The organism is Glaciimonas sp. GNP009 (genome assembly GCF_054343755.1).
In genome coordinates this window covers 239,959-258,308 of the sequence record NZ_JBTGUV010000004.1, presented here as the reverse complement: position 1 = coordinate 258,308, position 18,350 = coordinate 239,959, and the positions used below count along the sequence as shown (strand labels likewise).

Sequence of the window (18,350 nt, the reverse complement as noted above, 5' to 3'; positions counted from 1 at the left end):
ACTGGGCTACAGTCTTTGATCAATTGGATAAATTGTTTTGCGAACCTCCCGGCGAAAACCAAGTCAAATTCTTAGTTAAATGGAAATTTATTCTGAAAAGCAATCCTAGCTGAACGCGTTCAGAGGAGCTGGACACTAGCGAGAATGGCCAGTTTCGTCGTCAAGGGTTTAAGGCACGCTGATACAGGGCAAGCTTTGTCCAAGCTTAGTAACGCGGAAGACTTCATCGAACAGCCTCCGCATAAATTGATTTACGCACTCTTTTAGAAAGCGATCATGACAAAAATTAGAAAAGCAGTATTCCCGGTAGCCGGGTTGGGTAGCCGTTTTTTGCCAGCCACCAAAGCGCAGCCGAAAGAAATGCTTCCGATTGTCGATAAACCTTTAATTCAGTACGCTGTTGAGGAGGCTGTCGCTGCGGGTATTACTGATATGGTATTTATTACCGGTCGGAACAAACGAGCGATTGAAGATCACTTCGATACCGTGTATGAACTTGAAAGTGAATTGGAAGCAGCCGGAAAAATCAGGCTGCTGGATCTGGTGCGTAATGTTATTCCTAAGCACGTAAATTGTATTTTTATCCGTCAATCGGCACCGTTGGGTCTTGGGCACGCGGTACTGTGCGCACGCCCTGTCATTGGTGATGAGCCGTTTGCGGTATTGTTGGCAGATGACTTTATGGATGTCGACGCGGGCCAGCGCTCGGTATTAGCGCAAATGACCGACGTGTTTGAGCAAGAGGGTAGTAGCGTATTGGCAGTGCAGGATGTGCCGCGCGCGGACACTAAACAATACGGGATCGTCAGTATTGACTCTTTTAAACCAAATTTGGAACGCGTAAATAGTATCGTTGAAAAGCCACTTCCTGCGGATGCACCGTCTACATTGGCGGTCGTCGGAAGATACGTACTGACGAATGGTATTTTCGACTGTCTGGAAGCGACGGGTAAGGGCGCTGGCGGTGAAATTCAATTAACCGATGGTATTGCGGCATTGATGGAAAAAGAAAAGGTATTAGCATACCGCTACGCTGGTCAGCGCTACGATTGTGGTTCGAAATTAGGCTATCTGAAAGCAACGTTGGCAATGGGCCTCAAGCACCATGAAACCGGTCCTGAGTTCGCTGAATATCTGAAACAATTTCAGTAAATTTCCTTCGGCACCTTCTAAACCCTGAAGTATTGCGCCTGTGATTCTCACAAGCGCTTCTCTACATAATGCGGAGCAGGTCAGCGTGGACTGCCGTGAGGGTTTCAAAAAAAATCTCATGAAAAAAACTTTCTTTAAGATATTTCCGATCAGATGCGTGGAAAAAACAAGTGGCTGTGTTACAGACTAGCTGTTTAGTACCGTGCAATCATATCCCGATTCGTAGTTGGCCTTACTTCAGAGCAAAGGCGCGCTTAGATGCCCTGATTAGCAGTTTTCGGTGCAATAATCTTGAACCGGACACTGCTCTCATGGGGAGATAAACTGCATGGGTTCTACCATCCACCATATCCCGCAACCGGCGATTGATGGAAAAACCCCGATTTAAGCCCTCAAAAAATGGCAGCAGGAAAAAACCGAATCTGTTTTTAAAACGCGGTTATATCAAACGGGACTAAACCGGTAATCCCACACCAAAGGATCAGTTTTCTGGTGCAACGTCCCGGCTTCTACCCAAGCAGGTTTGGTCTTCAACAGGGTCTAAACCAGGCGCGGATCATTTTCCTTTTACTCATGCATGAAGCCCCACCACAATGGTTTGTCTTCCTCAAAATAGCGGATGCGATCGCGATGTGCGTGAACAAAGTTCACGTGCGGGTGTGACACGTCGCAGTTGGCGCGCCATGCACCGCTGACCGGGGTAATTCATGCTGCGTCTTGATTTTTTTGAGAATGGCGGGCCAGCAGCCTCACGCCCGAAGCCGCACAAAAAACAATACCCGAGCACAGACCGAACCCAATACCGAAAAGGACTTCTTCATAGTTAATTTCTGCAGAAGATCCGTTTAGTAGTCGTGCATAAAGGAACAATGTCACAGGCCCGAGCGCAGCGCACCAGATGCACAGGCGCACTGACGATAGGGCCTGTTTTCGCCGCAGCCATAGAGCCATCGGCACAACCAATACAAAGGTGATGGAGTAAGTGAAAAAGCCGCCAATGCACATGATAGCAAATAGCGCTAGCCGCAAATCATAGAAGACTGCAATAGACACTTCATCTGTACATCCTATAAAGAAGGCCACGAGGTAAATGCACATACACAAGGGAACTATCAACGGTGATATGAGAGCCCCCTTCCATAAGCTTCGAGTGTGCTGGTATGCTTTTATGGTCATATTTTTTTTGAGATTAGGCAGAATTTATGTGAATGCAATTAGGCTTACATCGGCGTCATCCGACTGAGCCACGTTGCGCTGTGCGAGTCGGTGATCAATGCCCAAAAGTCCAACCCTATTTGGGCGCAGGCTTATATAGCTTTGCAAATGCAGGTAGGGCAGAGCGGGCACAATTTATCATCCTTTTTCCTGTTTCTTGCAGCTTAGGATCTGGGTCACTAAGCAGCGAAGTACCTAATACGTATTGCGATCCGTAGCTACCTTTCATTGCAGAGAATCGATCCAAAAAACCATTGTCCGAGAATCCAGTCGCTTCCAGAGCAACCCCGAATAAACCATAAAGTGAGCCAATTTTTTTCTCTTGCAACCATTCCGTTACCTGCAATAGACGATACCGTTCAAGGTAGCTCATTTTATCGTGGTGCTTTCTACCTAATAGTCGATAAATTTGTACGCGTGCCAACCAATTCCCTTTTGCCGCAGCTGATACTAGATTCCTCCAGATGGTATTAATATTTTTTGCATAATATTTTCCCTTCTTAGAATGTGGATCTGAGAGTGTTGCAATAGTTGCTTCCAAAAACTCGTTCACCGCGTCCATGTCAGGAATGTCGCCAATCTGAGCGGGATTTTTGCATTCGAACTGATTCAGATCAATGGTGCCGACATCCATATCAATGCCCATTTTTTCAAATAATTTTGAAGTTCGCTCTTCAAAAACCTCACTTGACCAGATAGGTGGTAATTTTCCTAACCAGGCTAGCTCATCATCGTTGGCAGCAGCTTGCTTCTTATAATCGTTCTGCATTTCTTCTTCGCGTAATTTATCTGTTTCTTTTTTTGCTTTTGTCGCAGCATCATCTTCAATATCGATCGGTAATTTATATTCGTTGCACTCTTTTCCCTTTGGATTCACTTTTAGACGTTGGTCATTGCTCAATAGAATGACGTAACAACTCGTTTTAATATAATTTTTAATGTAACCCTTTCCCGCTTTATCGGTAAGTCCATGTTTAACGAATTGCCCATCGCGATAGAGCGTGTAAGGTTCAGGAATATCTTTAGAAAATCCGGATAGGGAAAATTCAAAAGGTTTATCAGTTTTCGGCGGATTGAGCGGCGCCGCATGCAGTGTCGCAGACAGGCAAAAAATTGTAAGAATTCGAAAGAGAAAAGAACCCGGAAATTGAGAAAATTTACTACTTATATTGCGATGCATATTGATCCGATAAAAAATATTAAAAAAGTCGTTCCCAGATAGCTGCCAAAACGCAAGATACAAGAATTTAGTGCAAAATTACGAGCGCACGCGCAGTGCTTAGGGAAACGACTTAGATACGGAAGTTGAAAAATTTATCGGAACATTAATACGAAGAAAACATAAATTGACATCACGCTTCCAAAACCGATAGCAGGACGGTATTGGGAAGGTGAAGCTGAAGGTATGCTCGGCTGTGCTGCAAACCAATCGTGCTGTAAACCGAGAATGTAGTTTCAAAGGAATATTTCATTACTTTCGAATCTCACTGAACTGAGGTTAAAATAAGGTCCTTCCAATACTCTGCTTCTCGATTGATTCTATGAGCGTTCGTGAAATTCTAAAAATGGGTGATCCGCGTCTGCTGTTGAAAGCAGAACCGGTCACCGACTTTAATACCCCCGAGCTAGAAGCGCTGATCGCCGATATGTTTGACACCATGCATGCGGCAAATGGTGCTGGTTTGGCCGCACCGCAAATCGGCGTCAACTTACGCATCGTTATTTTTGGTTTTAAAAATAGTGTCCGCTATCCTGAGGCTGAGCCAGTACCCGAGACAGTGTTGATCAACCCGGTGTTGCGGCCCTTGTCAGATATCACCGATGACGCCTGGGAAGGTTGCTTGTCAGTGCCAGGGATGCGCGGCGTGGTGCCGCGTTGGACTAATTTGCATTACGAAGGTGTCGATCAGTACGGTGCCCCGATTAGTCGCACGGTTGATGCATTTCATGCGCGGGTTGTTCAGCACGAGTGTGATCATTTAGATGGCGTTTTGTATCCAATGCGGATCAAGGATTTAGCACTTTTTGGCTATACTTCTGTGTTGTTTCCAGAGTTAGATCCGGATGATGACGACTGACGAAACTCTGACGTACAAGATGTCATTTTGTAGGATCATGGCCAATTTAAGTTGATAATCACGTCATAAGCATCATTGTTATGTATTAAAGGGTTGTTTGAAATGATGAAGTTATCATTACTTAACAAGTTTAAGCACTAAAAAAACGGGCTAACCTTTCGATAAGGTTAGCCCGTTTTTTTATCAGTCGAGGATGTCAGTATCTATCCCTCGGCAATTCGCTTTGCAATATGTTCCAGCGCTTCCTCGACCTGATCTACGAGAATCAGGCACAAGTCACCTTCACCTAATGTTGACAGTGCAGTGTCGATAGCAATGAATTCACCATTAATTTCTTGGGTGGCGGTGGTACGGCGCGCATTTTTTAAGCCATCTCGCAGCAGCGCCAATACTTCACCATCGGCGCGCCCACGTTGACACTGATCTTGATAAAGGATGACTTCATCGAAAGCGTCACCCAGCAATTGGGTTTGCTGGCGGATATCCTCATCACGACGATCACCTGCACCGCTAATGACAACAGAACGGCGTTTCGCGGGCATGTTTTCAACCGCCTGAACCAGCGCGACAATCGCATCCGGATTGTGACCGTAGTCAGCGATCACCGTTGCACCGCGATAGTCGAATACATTGAAACGGCCTGGTACGGTAGCTGGATCATTGATAAATGTGCGCAGTCCGGTCCGAATGATTTCCCAATCGAGTTTTAAAGCCCACGCTGCTGCGGTTGCTGCCATCACATTTTCGATCTGAAAACGAATAGCACCGTTGCGGGTTAATGGAATCTCAGCCAATGGCAGGCGCACTTCGTTAGTACCTTGGGCCGCGACGATATCTGTACCATCCAGATAGACCACGCGATTACCTTGTGCGCGATGCGTCGTCATCACCGGGTTGCTATTATCATGGGCAAAAAAGGTGACGGAACCTGGGCACACTTTCGCCATGTTAGTGACCATCGGATCACCGGCATTTAATACTGCAACACCGTTAGGGGCGACGTTTTCAACAATCACGCGTTTGACTACGGCAAGGTCTTCCACTGTGCTGATAAAACTCAGGCCAAGATGATCGCCCATGCCGATATTGGTAATAACGGCGACGTTACAGCGATCAAAGCCAAGGCCCTCACGTAAGACGCCACCGCGGGCGGTTTCGAATACCGCTGCATCGACGTCAGGGTGCATCAGGACGTTGCGAGCGCTACGCGGACCGCTGCAATCGCCGGTATCAATGCGCTGCTTTTCGATATACACGCCATCTGAGTTGGTCATGCCGACACGCAGGCCTTTGCAACTTAGCAGGTGAGCGATAAGGCGCACGGTGGTGGTTTTGCCGTTAGTTCCGGCAACTGCGACTAATGGAATACGACCATCGTCATGGGCGCTGAACATGGTTGCGATAATGGCCTTGCCGACCGCGCGGCCTTTGCCGTAGGAAGGGCTGATGTGCATGCGCAGGCCTGGTGCAGCATTTACTTCAACGATGCCGCCTTCTTGATCTTCCAGTGGCTTGTGGACGCTGTTACAGACGACATCAACACCACAAATATCCAACCCTACCATTTGCGCTGCGGCGACCGCGCGCGCAGCCATTTGTGGATGGACGTCATTGGTAACGTCGGTGGCGGTGCCGCCAGTGCTCAGATTGGCGTTGTTGCGTAAAACTACACGCACGCCTGTTGGCGGGATAGTATCAGCCTGGTAATTTTGCTTGGCTAGTGTTGCCAAAGCGATGGTGTCGAAGCGAATTTTGGTGAGGGGCGTCGCATGACCGTCACCGCGCAAGGGATCGCTGTTAACTTTGTCGACCAGTTCACGAACAGTGTGGACCCCATCGCCTATAACGAGCGGCGGATCGCGTCTGGCGGCAGCAACCATTTCTTTGCCGACCACGAGTAAGCGAAAGTCGTGTCCTGGCAGATAGCGCTCAACGATGACATCCGAACAGATTTTTGCGGCGACATCGAAGGCAGCGAAGACCTGCTCGCGCGTGTTGATATTGACGGCGACGCCTTTTCCCTGATTACCGTCGCGTGGCTTGACCACAACCGGGCTGGCGATTTCTTGCGCAACGTCCCATGCATCGGCAGCGTTTGAAACAACGCGGCCTTGCGGGACAGGAACACCCGCCGCGTTAAGCAGCATCTTGGTGAGTTCTTTGTCCTGCGCGATCGATTCTGCAATCGCGCTAGTAGCGCTGGTTTCTGCTGCCTGAATACGACGTTGGCGGCTACCCCAGCCAAATTGCACCATGCTACCATCGGTGAGGCGACGGAATGGTACACCTCGGGCTATCGCAGCTTCAACGATCGAACCGGTACTTGGCCCCAAACGCACGTCCTCGTCGAGGTCTCGCAAACGGGCCAATGCATCGGCCAAGTCGAATGGCTGATTGTTGGCGGCGGCATTGCATAAAGCTTGGGCTAATTCAAAAGCCAGTTTGCCGACTGCTTCTTCGGTGTATTCAACGATAACTTGATAAACACCGGATTCCAAGGCTTGAACGGTCCGACTGAACGTGACAGGGCAACCGGCTTGCGATTGCAGACCAAGCGCGGCACTTTCCAGCGCGTGTGCCATTGAAATCTTGTCGTCGCTGCCAGTCGATTCAAGGAACCCGATATGGGGGAAGCGAGCGCGCAGCCGAGTCTCGAAACCGACCATTCCGGCAATCGATCGCTCTGCTTCAGCGCAAGACACGATTGCTTCAATCGCTGTGTGGCGGCTCCATAAATTTGGGCCGCGTAGAATTCGGATACGTGATACGTCCATTAACAAGTTTCCTGATTTTTTGGTCTGTTAGACCAATTTTAATGGGTACTAATGTGGGTTGCCAAATGTAAATCCTGACAATCCAAACATAAAATGTCTTGGTTTGAGGGCAATGCCAAATCAATCACCGCAACATCACATCATGCTCTTATATTTCTTACACAACATATTTACGTGTGCTGGTGAATTGATTACGCCAATTGTTTTTTTCGTGATTTGGCATGTGGCACAACTTGTTCCATATTAAAGGTCTCGATGCACGCACGAATCAAATCCACCGAAATACCAAGGGCCCAGGTTGCTGCGACTGCTGCCAATACATTTTCTGTCTGAAAGGTCGGTTGACCGTCGGCAGTCAATGGGATGGTAGCGACACGCGCCAACATGATTTCATCCTTGCCGCTTGCCAGTATGATTTGTCCTTGACGAACGAATACGGCGCGTTTGTCTTGGGCCAGATGTTCGGTGATCACCGGTAGCGTTTGATCGATACCAAAGAAAATAACTTCGCCATCGCACAACTCTGCCATTGGAACCACTAAACGGTCTGCCGCGTTCAGAACGGCAACGCCGGTCGGCAGGACAATATCGACCTGGGTCCGAAGTACCTTTGCCATTTGCTCTGCATCGTCAATATAGTATTCAGGTAGTTGGTCATTTGCGGCGATGTTAGTCACCACACCGACTTGACAACGATCGTAGGCCAACCCTTCGGCTAATATAGTCGTGCCGCCATTTTCGAATACGGCAGCTTCTACCGCACGATTAAGCAATACCCGATGCGCGCCGGTCCAATGCGCGCAATTACTTTTCTCAACTTGTTGATTGTTGAAGTAAAGGCCATCGCTGCATGCCAGGCCGGTATGCTGTCCATTCAGATTCAGCAGACGAGCGATCAAGTGAGAAACCACAGTTTTGCCATGCGTACCAGCGACACCAACTATTGGAATGCGACCATTTTCTTCACCTGAGAACAGGTGATTAATGATGGCTTGTCCGACCGGTTGCGGCTCGCCTTCGGCTGGCTTCAGATGCATCAACAGCCCTGGTCCAGCATTGACTTCGACAATCGCACCGCGTTGTTTTTCCAGGGGTTGGGATATATCTTCTGCCACCAAATCGACGCCAGCGATATCCAGACCGATAATGCGTGCTGCCAGTGATGCCGCAGCGATGACACTAGGATGAACTTTTGCAGTGACGTCGATTGATACGTTGCCGGTGCGCTGAATGAGTACTTGCTTATCTTCAGGTGGAATCGTGGTGGAGGAATAACCCTGACGTTCCAGCTCCATTCTGATGATAGGTTCTTGATCCAAAATGATCGGATTAAGGGGATGCTCTTCCAAATCGCCGCGTCGGGGATCGCTATTTAACTGACTGTCGATTAGTTCGCTGATAGTTGATTTGCCGTCACCAGTCACTGACAGCGGTTCGCCGCGTGTGGCAGCGGCCAACTTGCCGCCAACAATCAGCAGGCGATGTTCGTTGCCTCGCACAAAACGCTCGACGATGACACTGCTACCTTCCTCCAGCGCAACAGCGTAGGCGGTTTCGACTTCGGCGCGGGTATTTAAGTCGATGAAAACGCCACGACCGTGGTTAGCATCGGTGGGTTTGACCACGACAGGCAACCCGATATCTTCAGCGGCCAGCCATGCATCTTCGGCGCTGTCGACCAGGCGTCCTTCCGGAATCGGCACGCCGCAAGCTTGCAACAAGCTTTTGGTCAGATCTTTGTCGCGTGAAATACTTTCTGCGATGGCGCTGGTTTGATCCGTCTCTGCGGTCCAGATGCGTCTTTGGCGCGCGCCATGACCAAGCTGTACCAGATTGCCGGTTGACAGTCGCAACGAAGGAATGCGGCGTTGATCGGCTGCATCAACTATACAGGCGGTGCTTGGCCCAAGACATAGCGAATCAACCATTTCTCGTAAGATGGTGATCTGGGCGGAAACGTCAAATGGACGATCTTCAATCGCTGCCATCACAAGATCGCGTGCGGCGTATAGAGCGGCGCGAGTGACTTGTTCGTGACGTGCGCGGACGACCACTTTATAAACGCCGCGCTTGGATGTTTCACGCGCTTTGCCAAAACCGCCCGGTAAACCGGCTAAATTTTGCAATTCTAAAGTGACATGTTCCAAAATATGACCGGGCCAGGTGCCGTCAGTCAGGCGCTGCACAAAACCACCACGTTCGCCGTAGCTGCAACGATGTTCGATCAACGACGGTAACCAGCTTGTCAGACGCTGGTTAAAGCCTGGAATGACGTTGGAAGGGCAATCTTCCAGTTCTCCGATATCGATCCAAGCTTCTAGCGCTGAACGATACGTCCATATATTTGGTCCGCGTAGGGACGTAATTCGGAGAAATTCTATGTTTTTCATGAGTATCTAGGAAGGCCATGGGATCGCACGCTGCAGAAATACCCAATTGGTTTTAACGCTTTAAGTGTTAAATGGTTTACACAAAATAAAAAATAAATAATGTCTATTGATCGCAATCAGCTTATGAAAACCCTTAAAATACGGCAGAATAATAGTTGTCTATTAAATGATATGCCACCGTAATTGATTCATTGCATCAAACATCACACAAAATGTGACGTTATTGTTGCTTATCAAAAGCGAATAAGCAACATTCCACTCATTCCATTTCATCCTACTAAGGGATGTACCATGCGGTTCAGATGACAAGCGAACACCTTAGCTCGATTTTACATTCCAAAAATATCATGCAATCTATGCCCGATCGTTGGAGTGTGGAGGTCGCACCACAACTAGCGCCCGAAGAAAAGATCGCTGCTTGGTTAGAAGTGGATATCGATTCCGCATTACATTTTACGCGTGGTTTGGTGGTTGTGACTGATCGTCGTGTATTGGCCAAAATGTCAGGCGACATAGAGTGGGGACAATGGCTTTACTCAGATGGACTGTCGTTACGTCACTTCGATCACGCAGGGATAGGAAGCCTTGAACTCATCGATCCACAAAAACGGTTGGCATGCTGGCGCTACACGCTGGGATTGAATGTCATTGCTTTGCGATTGATCAACCATTTTGAGCAGCAACTAGAAGCATATTTGTCTGGGCAACCGGTACATCATCTGGATGAAGGAGTGTGCGCCCAATGTCAGGCTCCACTGCCGCCGGGTGAGGATTCGTGTGCAATCTGTCCAGAAAAAAAGGGCGCAGTATCATCGCGCTGGGCCTTGTTTCGGTTGGTGCGATTTGCCAAGCCTTACAAATGGTCTTTGATATTTGGCTTTTTGCTAACGCTGGCATCGACCGCCGCGACCCTCGTGCCGCCGTATCTGACGTTGCCGTTAATGGATAATATTCTTATCCCATATCAAAATGGCAAGCCAATCGACGTCGGCCTCGTTCGACTGTATATGGCCGGTTTGTTGGGTTCTGCTTTGGTGGCATGGACACTGGGTTGGGCGCGGACTTATATTTTAGCGATTGTCAGTGAGCGTATTGGTGCGGATTTACGCACGTCGACCTACGAACATTTGTTGCGTTTATCGCAAGAATACTTCGGTGGAAAACGCACTGGTGATTTAATGGCGCGTATCGGATCTGAGTCTGATCGTATTTGTGTCTTTTTATCGTTGCATTTGCTCGATTTCGCGATTGATGTGTTGATGATGCTGATGACCGCAGCGATTTTGATCTCGATTAACCCTTGGTTGGCGTTGGTTACGCTTCTGCCGTTACCATTTATTGCCTGGATGATCCATTTGGTACGTGACCGCTTGCGTCACGGCTTTGAAAAAATAGACCGTATCTGGTCGGAAGTGACCAATGTTCTGGCCGACACGATTCCAGGAATACGAGTAGTTAAAGCGTTCGCTCAGGAAAAACGCGAGGCTTCACGGTTCAAGGAAGCCAACCGGCATAATTTGCTGGTCAACGATAGGGTCAATAAAATCTGGTCGTTATTTACTCCAACGGTTACCTTTCTGACCGAAATAGGGTTGTTGGTGGTGTGGGCCTTCGGTATTTGGCAAGTCTCACAAAATCAGATAACCGTGGGTGTTTTGGTGGCTTTCCTCGCTTATATTGGTCGTTTTTATACGCGTTTGGATTCGATGAGCCGAATTGTCTCGGTGACACAAAAAGCCGCCGCCGGTGCTAAGCGCATTTTTGAAATTCTCGATCACGTCTCGAGCGTTCCCGAACCAGCCAATCCGGTGCATCTTGAGAATGTTCAAGGCGCCATTGAACTGCGTGATATCGGCTTCCGCTACGGTAATCGGTCGGTGATGCGGGGGGTGAATTTGTCCATTAAACCGGGCGAGATGATCGGCTTGGTTGGACATAGTGGCTCAGGAAAAAGCACGCTGGTCAATCTGATTTGTCGCTTTTATGATGTCTCCGAAGGTGCGATCAGGATCGATGGCGTGGATATTCGGGCCTTGCCTATTGCCGAATATCGTCGCAATATCGGTCTCGTCCTGCAAGAACCATTTCTTTTCTTCGGAACCATCGCTGACAATATCTCTTATGGCAAGCCCGAGGCGACCCGCAAAGAAGTGGTGGCCGCAGCCCGCGCCGCGCATGCGCATGAATTTATTTTGCGTTTACCACAAGGTTACGATTCTCTGGTCGGCGAACGGGGTCAGGCGCTGTCAGGCGGTGAGCGCCAGCGTATTTCGATTGCGCGCGCCTTGTTGATTGATCCGCGTATCTTAATCATGGACGAAGCGACTTCGTCCGTCGATACAAGTACTGAAAAAGAGATTCAGAAGGCACTGGATAATCTGGTGCAAGGCCGTACGACCATCGCTATTGCGCATCGTCTGTCAACGTTACGAAAAGCAGATCGACTCGTAGTAATGGATCGTGGGGAGATCGTTGAGGTCGGTAATCATGATGAACTGATGGCGAGTGAAGGTGCATATTACCGCCTGTATCAGGCCCAATTACGCAACGTTGATGAGGAACCGGAATTGGAAAACTGGAATAGCATTACCGGTAAAATTCCTGAGACTATCGATTAAGATGACAATAAAAATGACACTGCATGATTTTCGATTGAGTCTGAATGCGTTTGGCCGACTGGTATTTACTGCGGCCGAGGGTGAAGTCTATCAGGGCGTTTTGCCAGTGCGGGCGTTTCCGATTAGCGCAGCCGACGAAGGCCTGTCAATTGTGGCCGCGAATGGGCAGGAGCTTGCATGGATCGATCATTTAAGTGATTTGCCGGATGATTCCCGCGCAATGGTCGAGCACGAGTTGGCAAGTCGCGAGTTTATGCCTGAAATCACACGCATTCAACATGTATCGAGCTATTCAACGCCGAGTAGCTGGACTGTAACAACGAACCGAGGTGACGCTATTTTTACGTTAAAGGGCGAGGAAGATATCCGTCGACTAGTTGGCGCATCCTTGCTTATCGCGGATAACCACGGCGTACATTTTGTGATCAGGGATATGCACGCTCTGGATAAAGTAAGCCGTAAAATTTTAGATCGATTTTTATAAATTTATTTGGCTATTTTTTTCCTGAAAAGCGGACGTTTGAAAACGTCGCTTTCTTTGAGATTATGCTTTCGCTGTCACTATACCGCTCGAAGTTTGATATTCAGGGAAAGCACATTCTGCAATAGAATGTGACTTGCCCTTTAGAAACTTTCGTCAAGATTCAGATAACGCCATTCTCCTGTCGGCAAATCTCCAAGCGTGATTTTGCCGATTCGGATTCGCTTCAATCCCGTTACCTTCAGGCCGACAAGTTCGCACATGCGACGAATTTGCCTTTTTTTACCTTCTCGTAGCGTAAAGCTCAGTTGATCTTCGTTTTGCCATTTGACGATGGCCCGTTTTAGCGGCTTGCCATCCAGAGAAAGGCCAAAATTAAGTCGCCGCAGATCGCTGTCAGGCAACTTTGCACCATGCGGATATTGGACGCGAACCAGATACTCTTTATCGATGGACGAGTCTTCGCCAATCAGTTCCTTGGCAATTCGACCGTCCTGCGTCAAAACCAGTAAACCAACGGAATCAATATCCAGCCGACCAGCAGGAACCAGATGACGCAATTGACTACCGTGAAATTCCTGCACGGATTTATCTTCTTTCCAACGACTGGCACCGTTGACCAGAACGACAGCTGGCTTGTAGCCATCTTCGGCCTGACCACTGACATAACCCATTGGTTTGTTGATCAATATAGTGACGCGCTTTGCCTGTTCGGCGCTGGCCTGGCGCTCTACTGTGACGTGTTGATGTGGAAGTACTTTGCTGCCAAGCTCAGAGATAATGATGCCATCTACACGCACCCAGCCACGGGCGATCCATTCATCGGCTTCGCGGCGTGAGCACAGGCCGAGTTCGGACATGCGTTTGGAAAGGCGTAACGGTTCAGTCATAAAGATGCAAATCAGGTAAAGGTAAAAAATGGTGAAAGCAAAATAAAATAAGGCTTAAATCTGCAAAGCATCGAGTAAATCGGTTTCGAGTTGTAGTTGCAGGCGATTATGATTGAGCGCATTGCCATCGACTAAAAATACATCCTCGACGCGTTCGCCCAACGTCATAATTTTGGCCGTATGTAAATTAATTTTGTATTTGGCGAGTACGTTCGCGATCAAATAAAGCAAACCAGCGCGGTCATTGGCAGTGATAGCCAATAAATAATATTGTCCCCGTTCGTCTGGCCGTAAGTCAACTGTTGGCGTAACCGGAAAGGTACGTGACAGCCGTGACAACCGACCACGAGTCGGCGCAGGTAGTGGACCACGCGCCTCAAGTTGCTCGGTCAGTTCGTGCTCAATCAGATTAATAATATCGCGATAATGTTTGGCGAACAACGGCGCACTCAATAAAAATGTATCAAGGGCATATCCATGTTTGGTTGTATGAATCTTCGCATCCAGAATGCTGAAATTCTTGCTATCAAAATAACTGCAAATACGTGCAAACAAATCGGTTTCATCGGGCGTGTACACAGCCACTTGCAAGCCTTCGCCGATTGGCGCGAGCCGGGCCTTAACGATTGGTTTCGGGCTATTGACGAGTGTGTAGAAAGAACGCGTCTGCCAGGCTATATCGGCGGCATCGTGGCGTAGAAAGTACGCTACGTCCAGTTGCGCCCACAATGGCTCATGCGCATCATTGGGCAAGCCATATAAGCGCAATGTCCTCAATGCATCTTCTTGGGTATTCTTTAGTTCACGATCAGTGGAGGGGCTTTCACCCCCTAATACTCTTAGGGTGATGCGATATAAGTCCTCTAGTAACTTGCCTTTCCAGGCGTTCCAAACCTTGGGACTGGTTCCACGGATGTCGGCGACGGTCAGTAAATAGAGCGCTGTTAGATGACGTTCATCCTTGACCGTATTAACAAATTGCAAAATAACGTCAGGATCTGACATATCCTGCTTTTGCGCCACCTGAGACATCGTCAGATGCTGTTGCACCAAAAAGACCACGAGCTCGGTGTCTTCTGCCGTCAATCCGTGCTGCTGACAAAATTGGCTGGCATCGGCCATGCCGAGTTGGGAATGATCGCCGCCGCGACCTTTTGCGATATCGTGAAAAAGCGCCGCTACATAAAGTATCCAGGGGCGCGCAAAGTTGGCAATTAACTGGCTGCAAAAGGGATATTCGTGTGCATGGTCGCTCATCGTAAAGCGGCGCACGTTGCGAACCACCATTAAAATATGCTGGTCGACTGTATAGACGTGAAACAGGTCATGTTGCATTTGACCTACGATGCGACGAAAATTGGGGAGGTAGCGCCCCAAAACACCGGTCTCAGTCATCCCGCGTAGAGCATGGGTTATTCCTTGCGGTGCTTGAATAATTTGCAAAAATAATGAGCGATTGTAGGGATTTCGACGGAACGCAGCATCAATCTTTGCGCGCGCATGCCATAGAGCCCTGCGCGTACGCACGGTCATGTCTTTAAGTCTGGTATCCTGCGCGATAAGCAAGAATAGTTCGAGCATCGTGGACGGCATGGTCTCAAATTGATTATCCGCGACTATGTCAATTAGCCCGTTTATTTGATTAAAACGTTCGTTAATTGGCCGAGGAACTATGGGCTGTGGGAACAGATACCCTTCAATATTTTGCAAAAGCACCAAATTTAACTGTGTGACCGCTTTAGCGGCCCAATAATAGCGCTGCATCAGATATTCGCTGGCGCGTCGGGTCTCGGTTGTCTTGAAACCCAAGGTTTCAGCGATTGGTGTCTGGACGTCAAACACCAGTCGATCTTCGCGGCGATTAGTATGAATATGCAGACGAATGCGGATGTCTTTGAACGCTCGTTCTTTTTGTCTTAGCTGCCGTGCTTCAGTGGCTGTAATCAAAGATCGCTTGGCAAGCTGAGTCCATGAGTCACCTAGGCCCGCGGCCTTGGCGACCCACAATATCACCTGCAAATCACGCAGGCCGCCCGGACTTTCTTTGCAGTTGGGCTCAAGGCTGAACGCGGTATCTTCAAACTTCACATGGCGTTGCCGCATTTCCAGTTTTTTTGCTTGAAAAAAGGCACGTGGGTCCATCGCTGCGTCGTACCGTTTTTGTAACTCAGAGAAAAGGTGCTTGTTGCCAGTGACCAGTCGGGCCTCCAGCAAACTGGTTTTGACGGTGATATCGGCAGCAGCTTCGGTCATGCATTCGTCTATCGTACGGATGCTATGGCCAATTTCCAGGCCAATGTCCCAAAATAATTGAACAAGTTGTTCCAGATTGTTCTTTAGCTCAGCATCGGGTACCGCTTCTAATAAAATCAATAGATCGACATCAGAATGCGGAAATAACTCCCCCCGACCATACCCGCCTACTGCAACCAATGAGGCGGAGGCGGGTAACTGGAGTATTTTCCACGCTAACGTCAGAGCGGTATCGACACTTTGTCGTAATTGCTTCAGTAGCGGTTCGGGTTTGCCGTTGACTAAAAAAGCATTGATGACCGTTTGCCGTTCAGTTTTGAGTTGATTTTTTAGGGTTTTGGCAAGTGTCGACATAGCTTTGCTAAAGGGAGCGGAAAAAGGCGGTTGGGACAGCTGGAACGATTGCTATATTGACGAATGATACGATTACTTCCCGCGCCAAATCACAAGCGCACATTAACGAAAAACTCGGGAGGCAGTTGTCAATCCAGGATTGAAACCGGCCTGCCGAGTAACGCAATGATTAATATGGCAATAAATTTTGTAGCGCCAGCTTACACGATGAAAGCCGGCGGCGGTGGCGTTCCAGCCGATTTTGTCAGAATTTCATAACCTGTTTCCGTCACCAGAACTGTGTGCTCCCATTGAGCCGACAAACTACGGTCTTTTGTACGGATGGTCCAGCCGTCGCCCATTTCGCGAACGTCGCGGCGCCCGGCATTGATCATTGGCTCGACGGTAAAAATCATTCCTGCTTCTAATTTTTCGAGAGTGCCAGGACGTCCATAGTGCAGCACTTGAGGCTCTTCGTGAAATACCTTGCCGATTCCGTGCCCGCAAAATTCGCGAACAACACTGTATCCGGCTTTTTCTGCATGTTGTTGAATGACGTAGCCAATATCGCCCAAATGCGCGCCGGGTTTAATTTTGGCAATCCCAAGCCACATGCATTCATATGTCACATCACCGAGACGTTTTGCCATGATTGACGGTTCGCCCGCATAAAACATGCGGCTTGTATCGCCGTGATAGCCGTCCTTAATAACCGTAATGTCAAGATTCACGACATCACCGTTTTTAAGAACCTTATCGCCAGGGATACCATGACAAATCACATCATTTACTGATGTGCAGATTGCTTTTGGATAGGGCGTGTAACCTGGGGGGCAATAGTTCAATGGCGCTGGGATGGTTCCCTGAACATTTGTCATGTATTCATGGCAAAGACGATCCAGTTCACCGGTAGTGACGCCGACTTTAACGTAAGGAGTAATGTAATCAAGAACTTCCGAGGCGAGTTTGCCAGCAATCCGCATACCGGCGATATCTTCGGATGTTTTAATTGAAATAGAGGACATAGGTGAATAAATGTGGGAAAAGAATGACAAAATAATGTCGAAAGAATCATAAAAAATAGAGGGAATGGTAGTCCCAGCTAAATTGAGATTCGGCAGCTTGCCTAATTTAGCCCTAATTATAGTCGAGCTGGCTTAGCTTCGCTGTAAACAGGCATTGGGTACTTGAAGCATTACCCTGTTTTGAGGTAGAATCTTGGGCTGGCTGGAATTGCTATTCAGGCAGCGTTGCATTATTTTGTTTAGCACTTAAGATAGTAACGTCGTAACTCGTTGTTTTAAATCGCGAATCCGCTCGAAAAGGGTGCCCTTCTTGTATATGTATATATACAAATCTGGTGACTGAGCAGATTCCAGACCCAACCCTGGAGAAAATTATGTCCGTAACAATGCTCGAAATGCTGGAAGCCGGTGTTCACTTTGGTCACCAAACTCGTTTTTGGAACCCAAAGATGGCACCTTACATCTTCGGTCATCGTAACAAAATTCACATTGTCAACCTGGAAAAAACCCTTGGTATGTACCAAGAAGCGATGAAGTATATTCGCCAATTGTCATCCAATCGCGGCAACATCCTGTTTGTTGGTACAAAGCGTCAGGCACGTGAAATCATCGCTGCTGAAGCTGCACGTTCAGGTTCACCTTTCGTTGATCAACGTTGGTTGGGCGGTATGCTGACTAATTTCAAAACCATCAAGACTTCGATCAAGCGCCTGAAAGAAATGGAAGCTTCGATCGCTGACGGTTCAGTAGAAAATCTGAGCAAAAAAGAAGGTTTGATGTTCCAGCGTGAAATGATCAAATTGCAAAAAGCTATTGGCGGTATCAAGGATATGGGCGGCATTCCTGACGCAATCTTTGTTATCGACGTCGGTTACCACAAAGGCGCTATCACTGAAGCCGCAAAACTGGGAATCCCGGTGATCGGCGTTGTTGATACCAACCACTCACCAGAAGGCGTAACTTACATTATTCCTGGTAACGACGATTCGTCTAAAGCAATTGCTTTGTACGCTCGTGGTGTTGCTGATGCAATCATTGAAGGCCGTGCTAACGCTGTTAATGATGTAGTTGAGTTGATCAAGGCTAATGCTGGTGACGAGTTCGTTGAAGTTAACGATCAGGCGTAAATCCTGAGATTGAG

The 18,350-nt window shown here is 48.3% G+C and carries 12 protein-coding genes; 5 read left to right on the top strand and 7 right to left on the bottom strand.

Annotated features, from left to right (window positions below; genetic code table 11):
* Positions 1 to 276 precede the first annotated feature (276 nt).
* Positions 277 to 1,152, top strand: a complete 876-nt coding sequence (galU, locus tag ACXX82_RS02225) for a UTP--glucose-1-phosphate uridylyltransferase GalU (protein ID WP_322239622.1) — start codon at positions 277 to 279, stop codon at positions 1,150 to 1,152.
* A gap of 705 nt (positions 1,153 to 1,857) precedes the next feature.
* On the opposite strand, the gene ACXX82_RS02220 is transcribed toward galU, so the two are convergent.
* Together ACXX82_RS02220 and ACXX82_RS02215 are read right to left on the bottom strand one after the other, a co-directional pair.
* Positions 1,858 to 2,235: a hypothetical protein gene (locus tag ACXX82_RS02220; protein WP_458562308.1), complete on the bottom strand. Its 378-nt coding sequence runs from the start codon at positions 2,233 to 2,235 to the stop codon at positions 1,858 to 1,860.
* Between the two features lie 208 nt (positions 2,236 to 2,443).
* Positions 2,444 to 3,547, bottom strand: coding sequence for a hypothetical protein (locus ACXX82_RS02215; RefSeq protein WP_458562307.1), 1,104 nt, complete (start codon positions 3,545 to 3,547; stop codon positions 2,444 to 2,446).
* Positions 3,548 to 3,908: 361 nt separating this feature from the next.
* Here ACXX82_RS02215 and def point away from each other — a divergent pair, with 361 nt between their 5' ends.
* Positions 3,909 to 4,445 carry a peptide deformylase gene (gene def, locus ACXX82_RS02210; RefSeq protein WP_322239616.1) on the top strand — a complete coding sequence of 179 codons (537 nt, stop codon included), beginning with the start codon at positions 3,909 to 3,911 and terminating at the stop codon, positions 4,443 to 4,445.
* A gap of 203 nt (positions 4,446 to 4,648) precedes the next feature.
* Here the strand turns inward: def and cphA are convergent, their stop codons facing one another.
* Positions 4,649 to 7,219 carry a cyanophycin synthetase gene (gene cphA, locus ACXX82_RS02205; RefSeq protein ID WP_322239614.1) on the bottom strand — a complete coding sequence of 857 codons (2,571 nt, stop codon included), beginning with the start codon at positions 7,217 to 7,219 and terminating at the stop codon, positions 4,649 to 4,651.
* A gap of 191 nt (positions 7,220 to 7,410) precedes the next feature.
* Positions 7,411 to 9,609 (bottom strand): cyanophycin synthetase, encoded by a 2,199-nt coding sequence (locus ACXX82_RS02200; protein WP_322239612.1) that lies wholly within the window; start codon positions 9,607 to 9,609, stop codon positions 7,411 to 7,413.
* Between the two features lie 356 nt (positions 9,610 to 9,965).
* Between ACXX82_RS02200 and ACXX82_RS02195 the strand changes: the two genes are divergently transcribed.
* Both ACXX82_RS02195 and ACXX82_RS02190 read left to right on the top strand, forming a co-directional pair.
* Positions 9,966 to 12,227: a cyanophycin metabolism-associated ABC transporter gene (locus ACXX82_RS02195; protein ID WP_416186891.1), complete on the top strand. Its 2,262-nt coding sequence runs from the start codon at positions 9,966 to 9,968 to the stop codon at positions 12,225 to 12,227.
* 13 nt (positions 12,228 to 12,240) lie between these two features.
* Positions 12,241 to 12,711, top strand: coding sequence for a cyanophycin metabolism-associated DUF1854 family protein (locus tag ACXX82_RS02190; protein ID WP_322239608.1), 471 nt, complete (start codon positions 12,241 to 12,243; stop codon positions 12,709 to 12,711).
* Between the two features lie 140 nt (positions 12,712 to 12,851).
* On the opposite strand, the gene ACXX82_RS02185 is transcribed toward ACXX82_RS02190, so the two are convergent.
* The 3 genes from ACXX82_RS02185 to map all read right to left on the bottom strand — a co-directional run bounded on the left by ACXX82_RS02185 (position 12,852) and on the right by map (position 17,209).
* Complete coding sequence (locus tag ACXX82_RS02185; RefSeq protein ID WP_322239606.1) at positions 12,852 to 13,598, bottom strand: pseudouridine synthase; 747 nt, start codon at positions 13,596 to 13,598, stop codon at positions 12,852 to 12,854.
* 54 nt (positions 13,599 to 13,652) lie between these two features.
* Complete coding sequence (locus tag ACXX82_RS02180; RefSeq protein WP_322239604.1) at positions 13,653 to 16,205, bottom strand: [protein-PII] uridylyltransferase; 2,553 nt, start codon at positions 16,203 to 16,205, stop codon at positions 13,653 to 13,655.
* A 200-nt stretch (positions 16,206 to 16,405) separates the two neighbouring features.
* On the bottom strand, positions 16,406 to 17,209 hold the full coding sequence (gene map / locus ACXX82_RS02175; RefSeq protein WP_322239603.1) for a type I methionyl aminopeptidase: 804 nt from the start codon (positions 17,207 to 17,209) through the stop codon (positions 16,406 to 16,408).
* Between the two features lie 374 nt (positions 17,210 to 17,583).
* Here map and rpsB point away from each other — a divergent pair, with 374 nt between their 5' ends.
* The gene (gene rpsB, locus ACXX82_RS02170; protein WP_322239601.1) at positions 17,584 to 18,336 is read left to right on the top strand and encodes a 30S ribosomal protein S2; all 753 of its coding nucleotides are present in this window, start codon (positions 17,584 to 17,586) and stop codon (positions 18,334 to 18,336) included.
* Positions 18,337 to 18,350 lie beyond the last annotated feature (14 nt).

Bases quoted from the DNA above. Each gene is read 5' to 3' on its own strand.
- galU (WP_322239622.1), top strand. From the start codon at position 277: ATGACAAAAATTAGAAAAGCAGTATTCCCGGTAGCCGGGTTGGGTAGC.
- ACXX82_RS02215 (WP_458562307.1), bottom strand. From the start codon at position 3,547: ATGCATCGCAATATAAGTAGTAAATTTTCTCAATTTCCGGGTTCTTTT.
- def (WP_322239616.1), top strand. From the start codon at position 3,909: ATGAGCGTTCGTGAAATTCTAAAAATGGGTGATCCGCGTCTGCTGTTG.
- cphA (WP_322239614.1), bottom strand. From the start codon at position 7,219: ATGGACGTATCACGTATCCGAATTCTACGCGGCCCAAATTTATGGAGC.
- ACXX82_RS02200 (WP_322239612.1), bottom strand. From the start codon at position 9,609: ATGAAAAACATAGAATTTCTCCGAATTACGTCCCTACGCGGACCAAAT.
- ACXX82_RS02195 (WP_416186891.1), top strand. From the start codon at position 9,966: ATGCCCGATCGTTGGAGTGTGGAGGTCGCACCACAACTAGCGCCCGAA.
- ACXX82_RS02190 (WP_322239608.1), top strand. From the start codon at position 12,241: ATGACACTGCATGATTTTCGATTGAGTCTGAATGCGTTTGGCCGACTG.
- ACXX82_RS02185 (WP_322239606.1), bottom strand. From the start codon at position 13,598: ATGACTGAACCGTTACGCCTTTCCAAACGCATGTCCGAACTCGGCCTG.
- ACXX82_RS02180 (WP_322239604.1), bottom strand. From the start codon at position 16,205: ATGTCGACACTTGCCAAAACCCTAAAAAATCAACTCAAAACTGAACGG.
- map (WP_322239603.1), bottom strand. From the start codon at position 17,209: ATGTCCTCTATTTCAATTAAAACATCCGAAGATATCGCCGGTATGCGG.
- rpsB (WP_322239601.1), top strand. From the start codon at position 17,584: ATGTCCGTAACAATGCTCGAAATGCTGGAAGCCGGTGTTCACTTTGGT.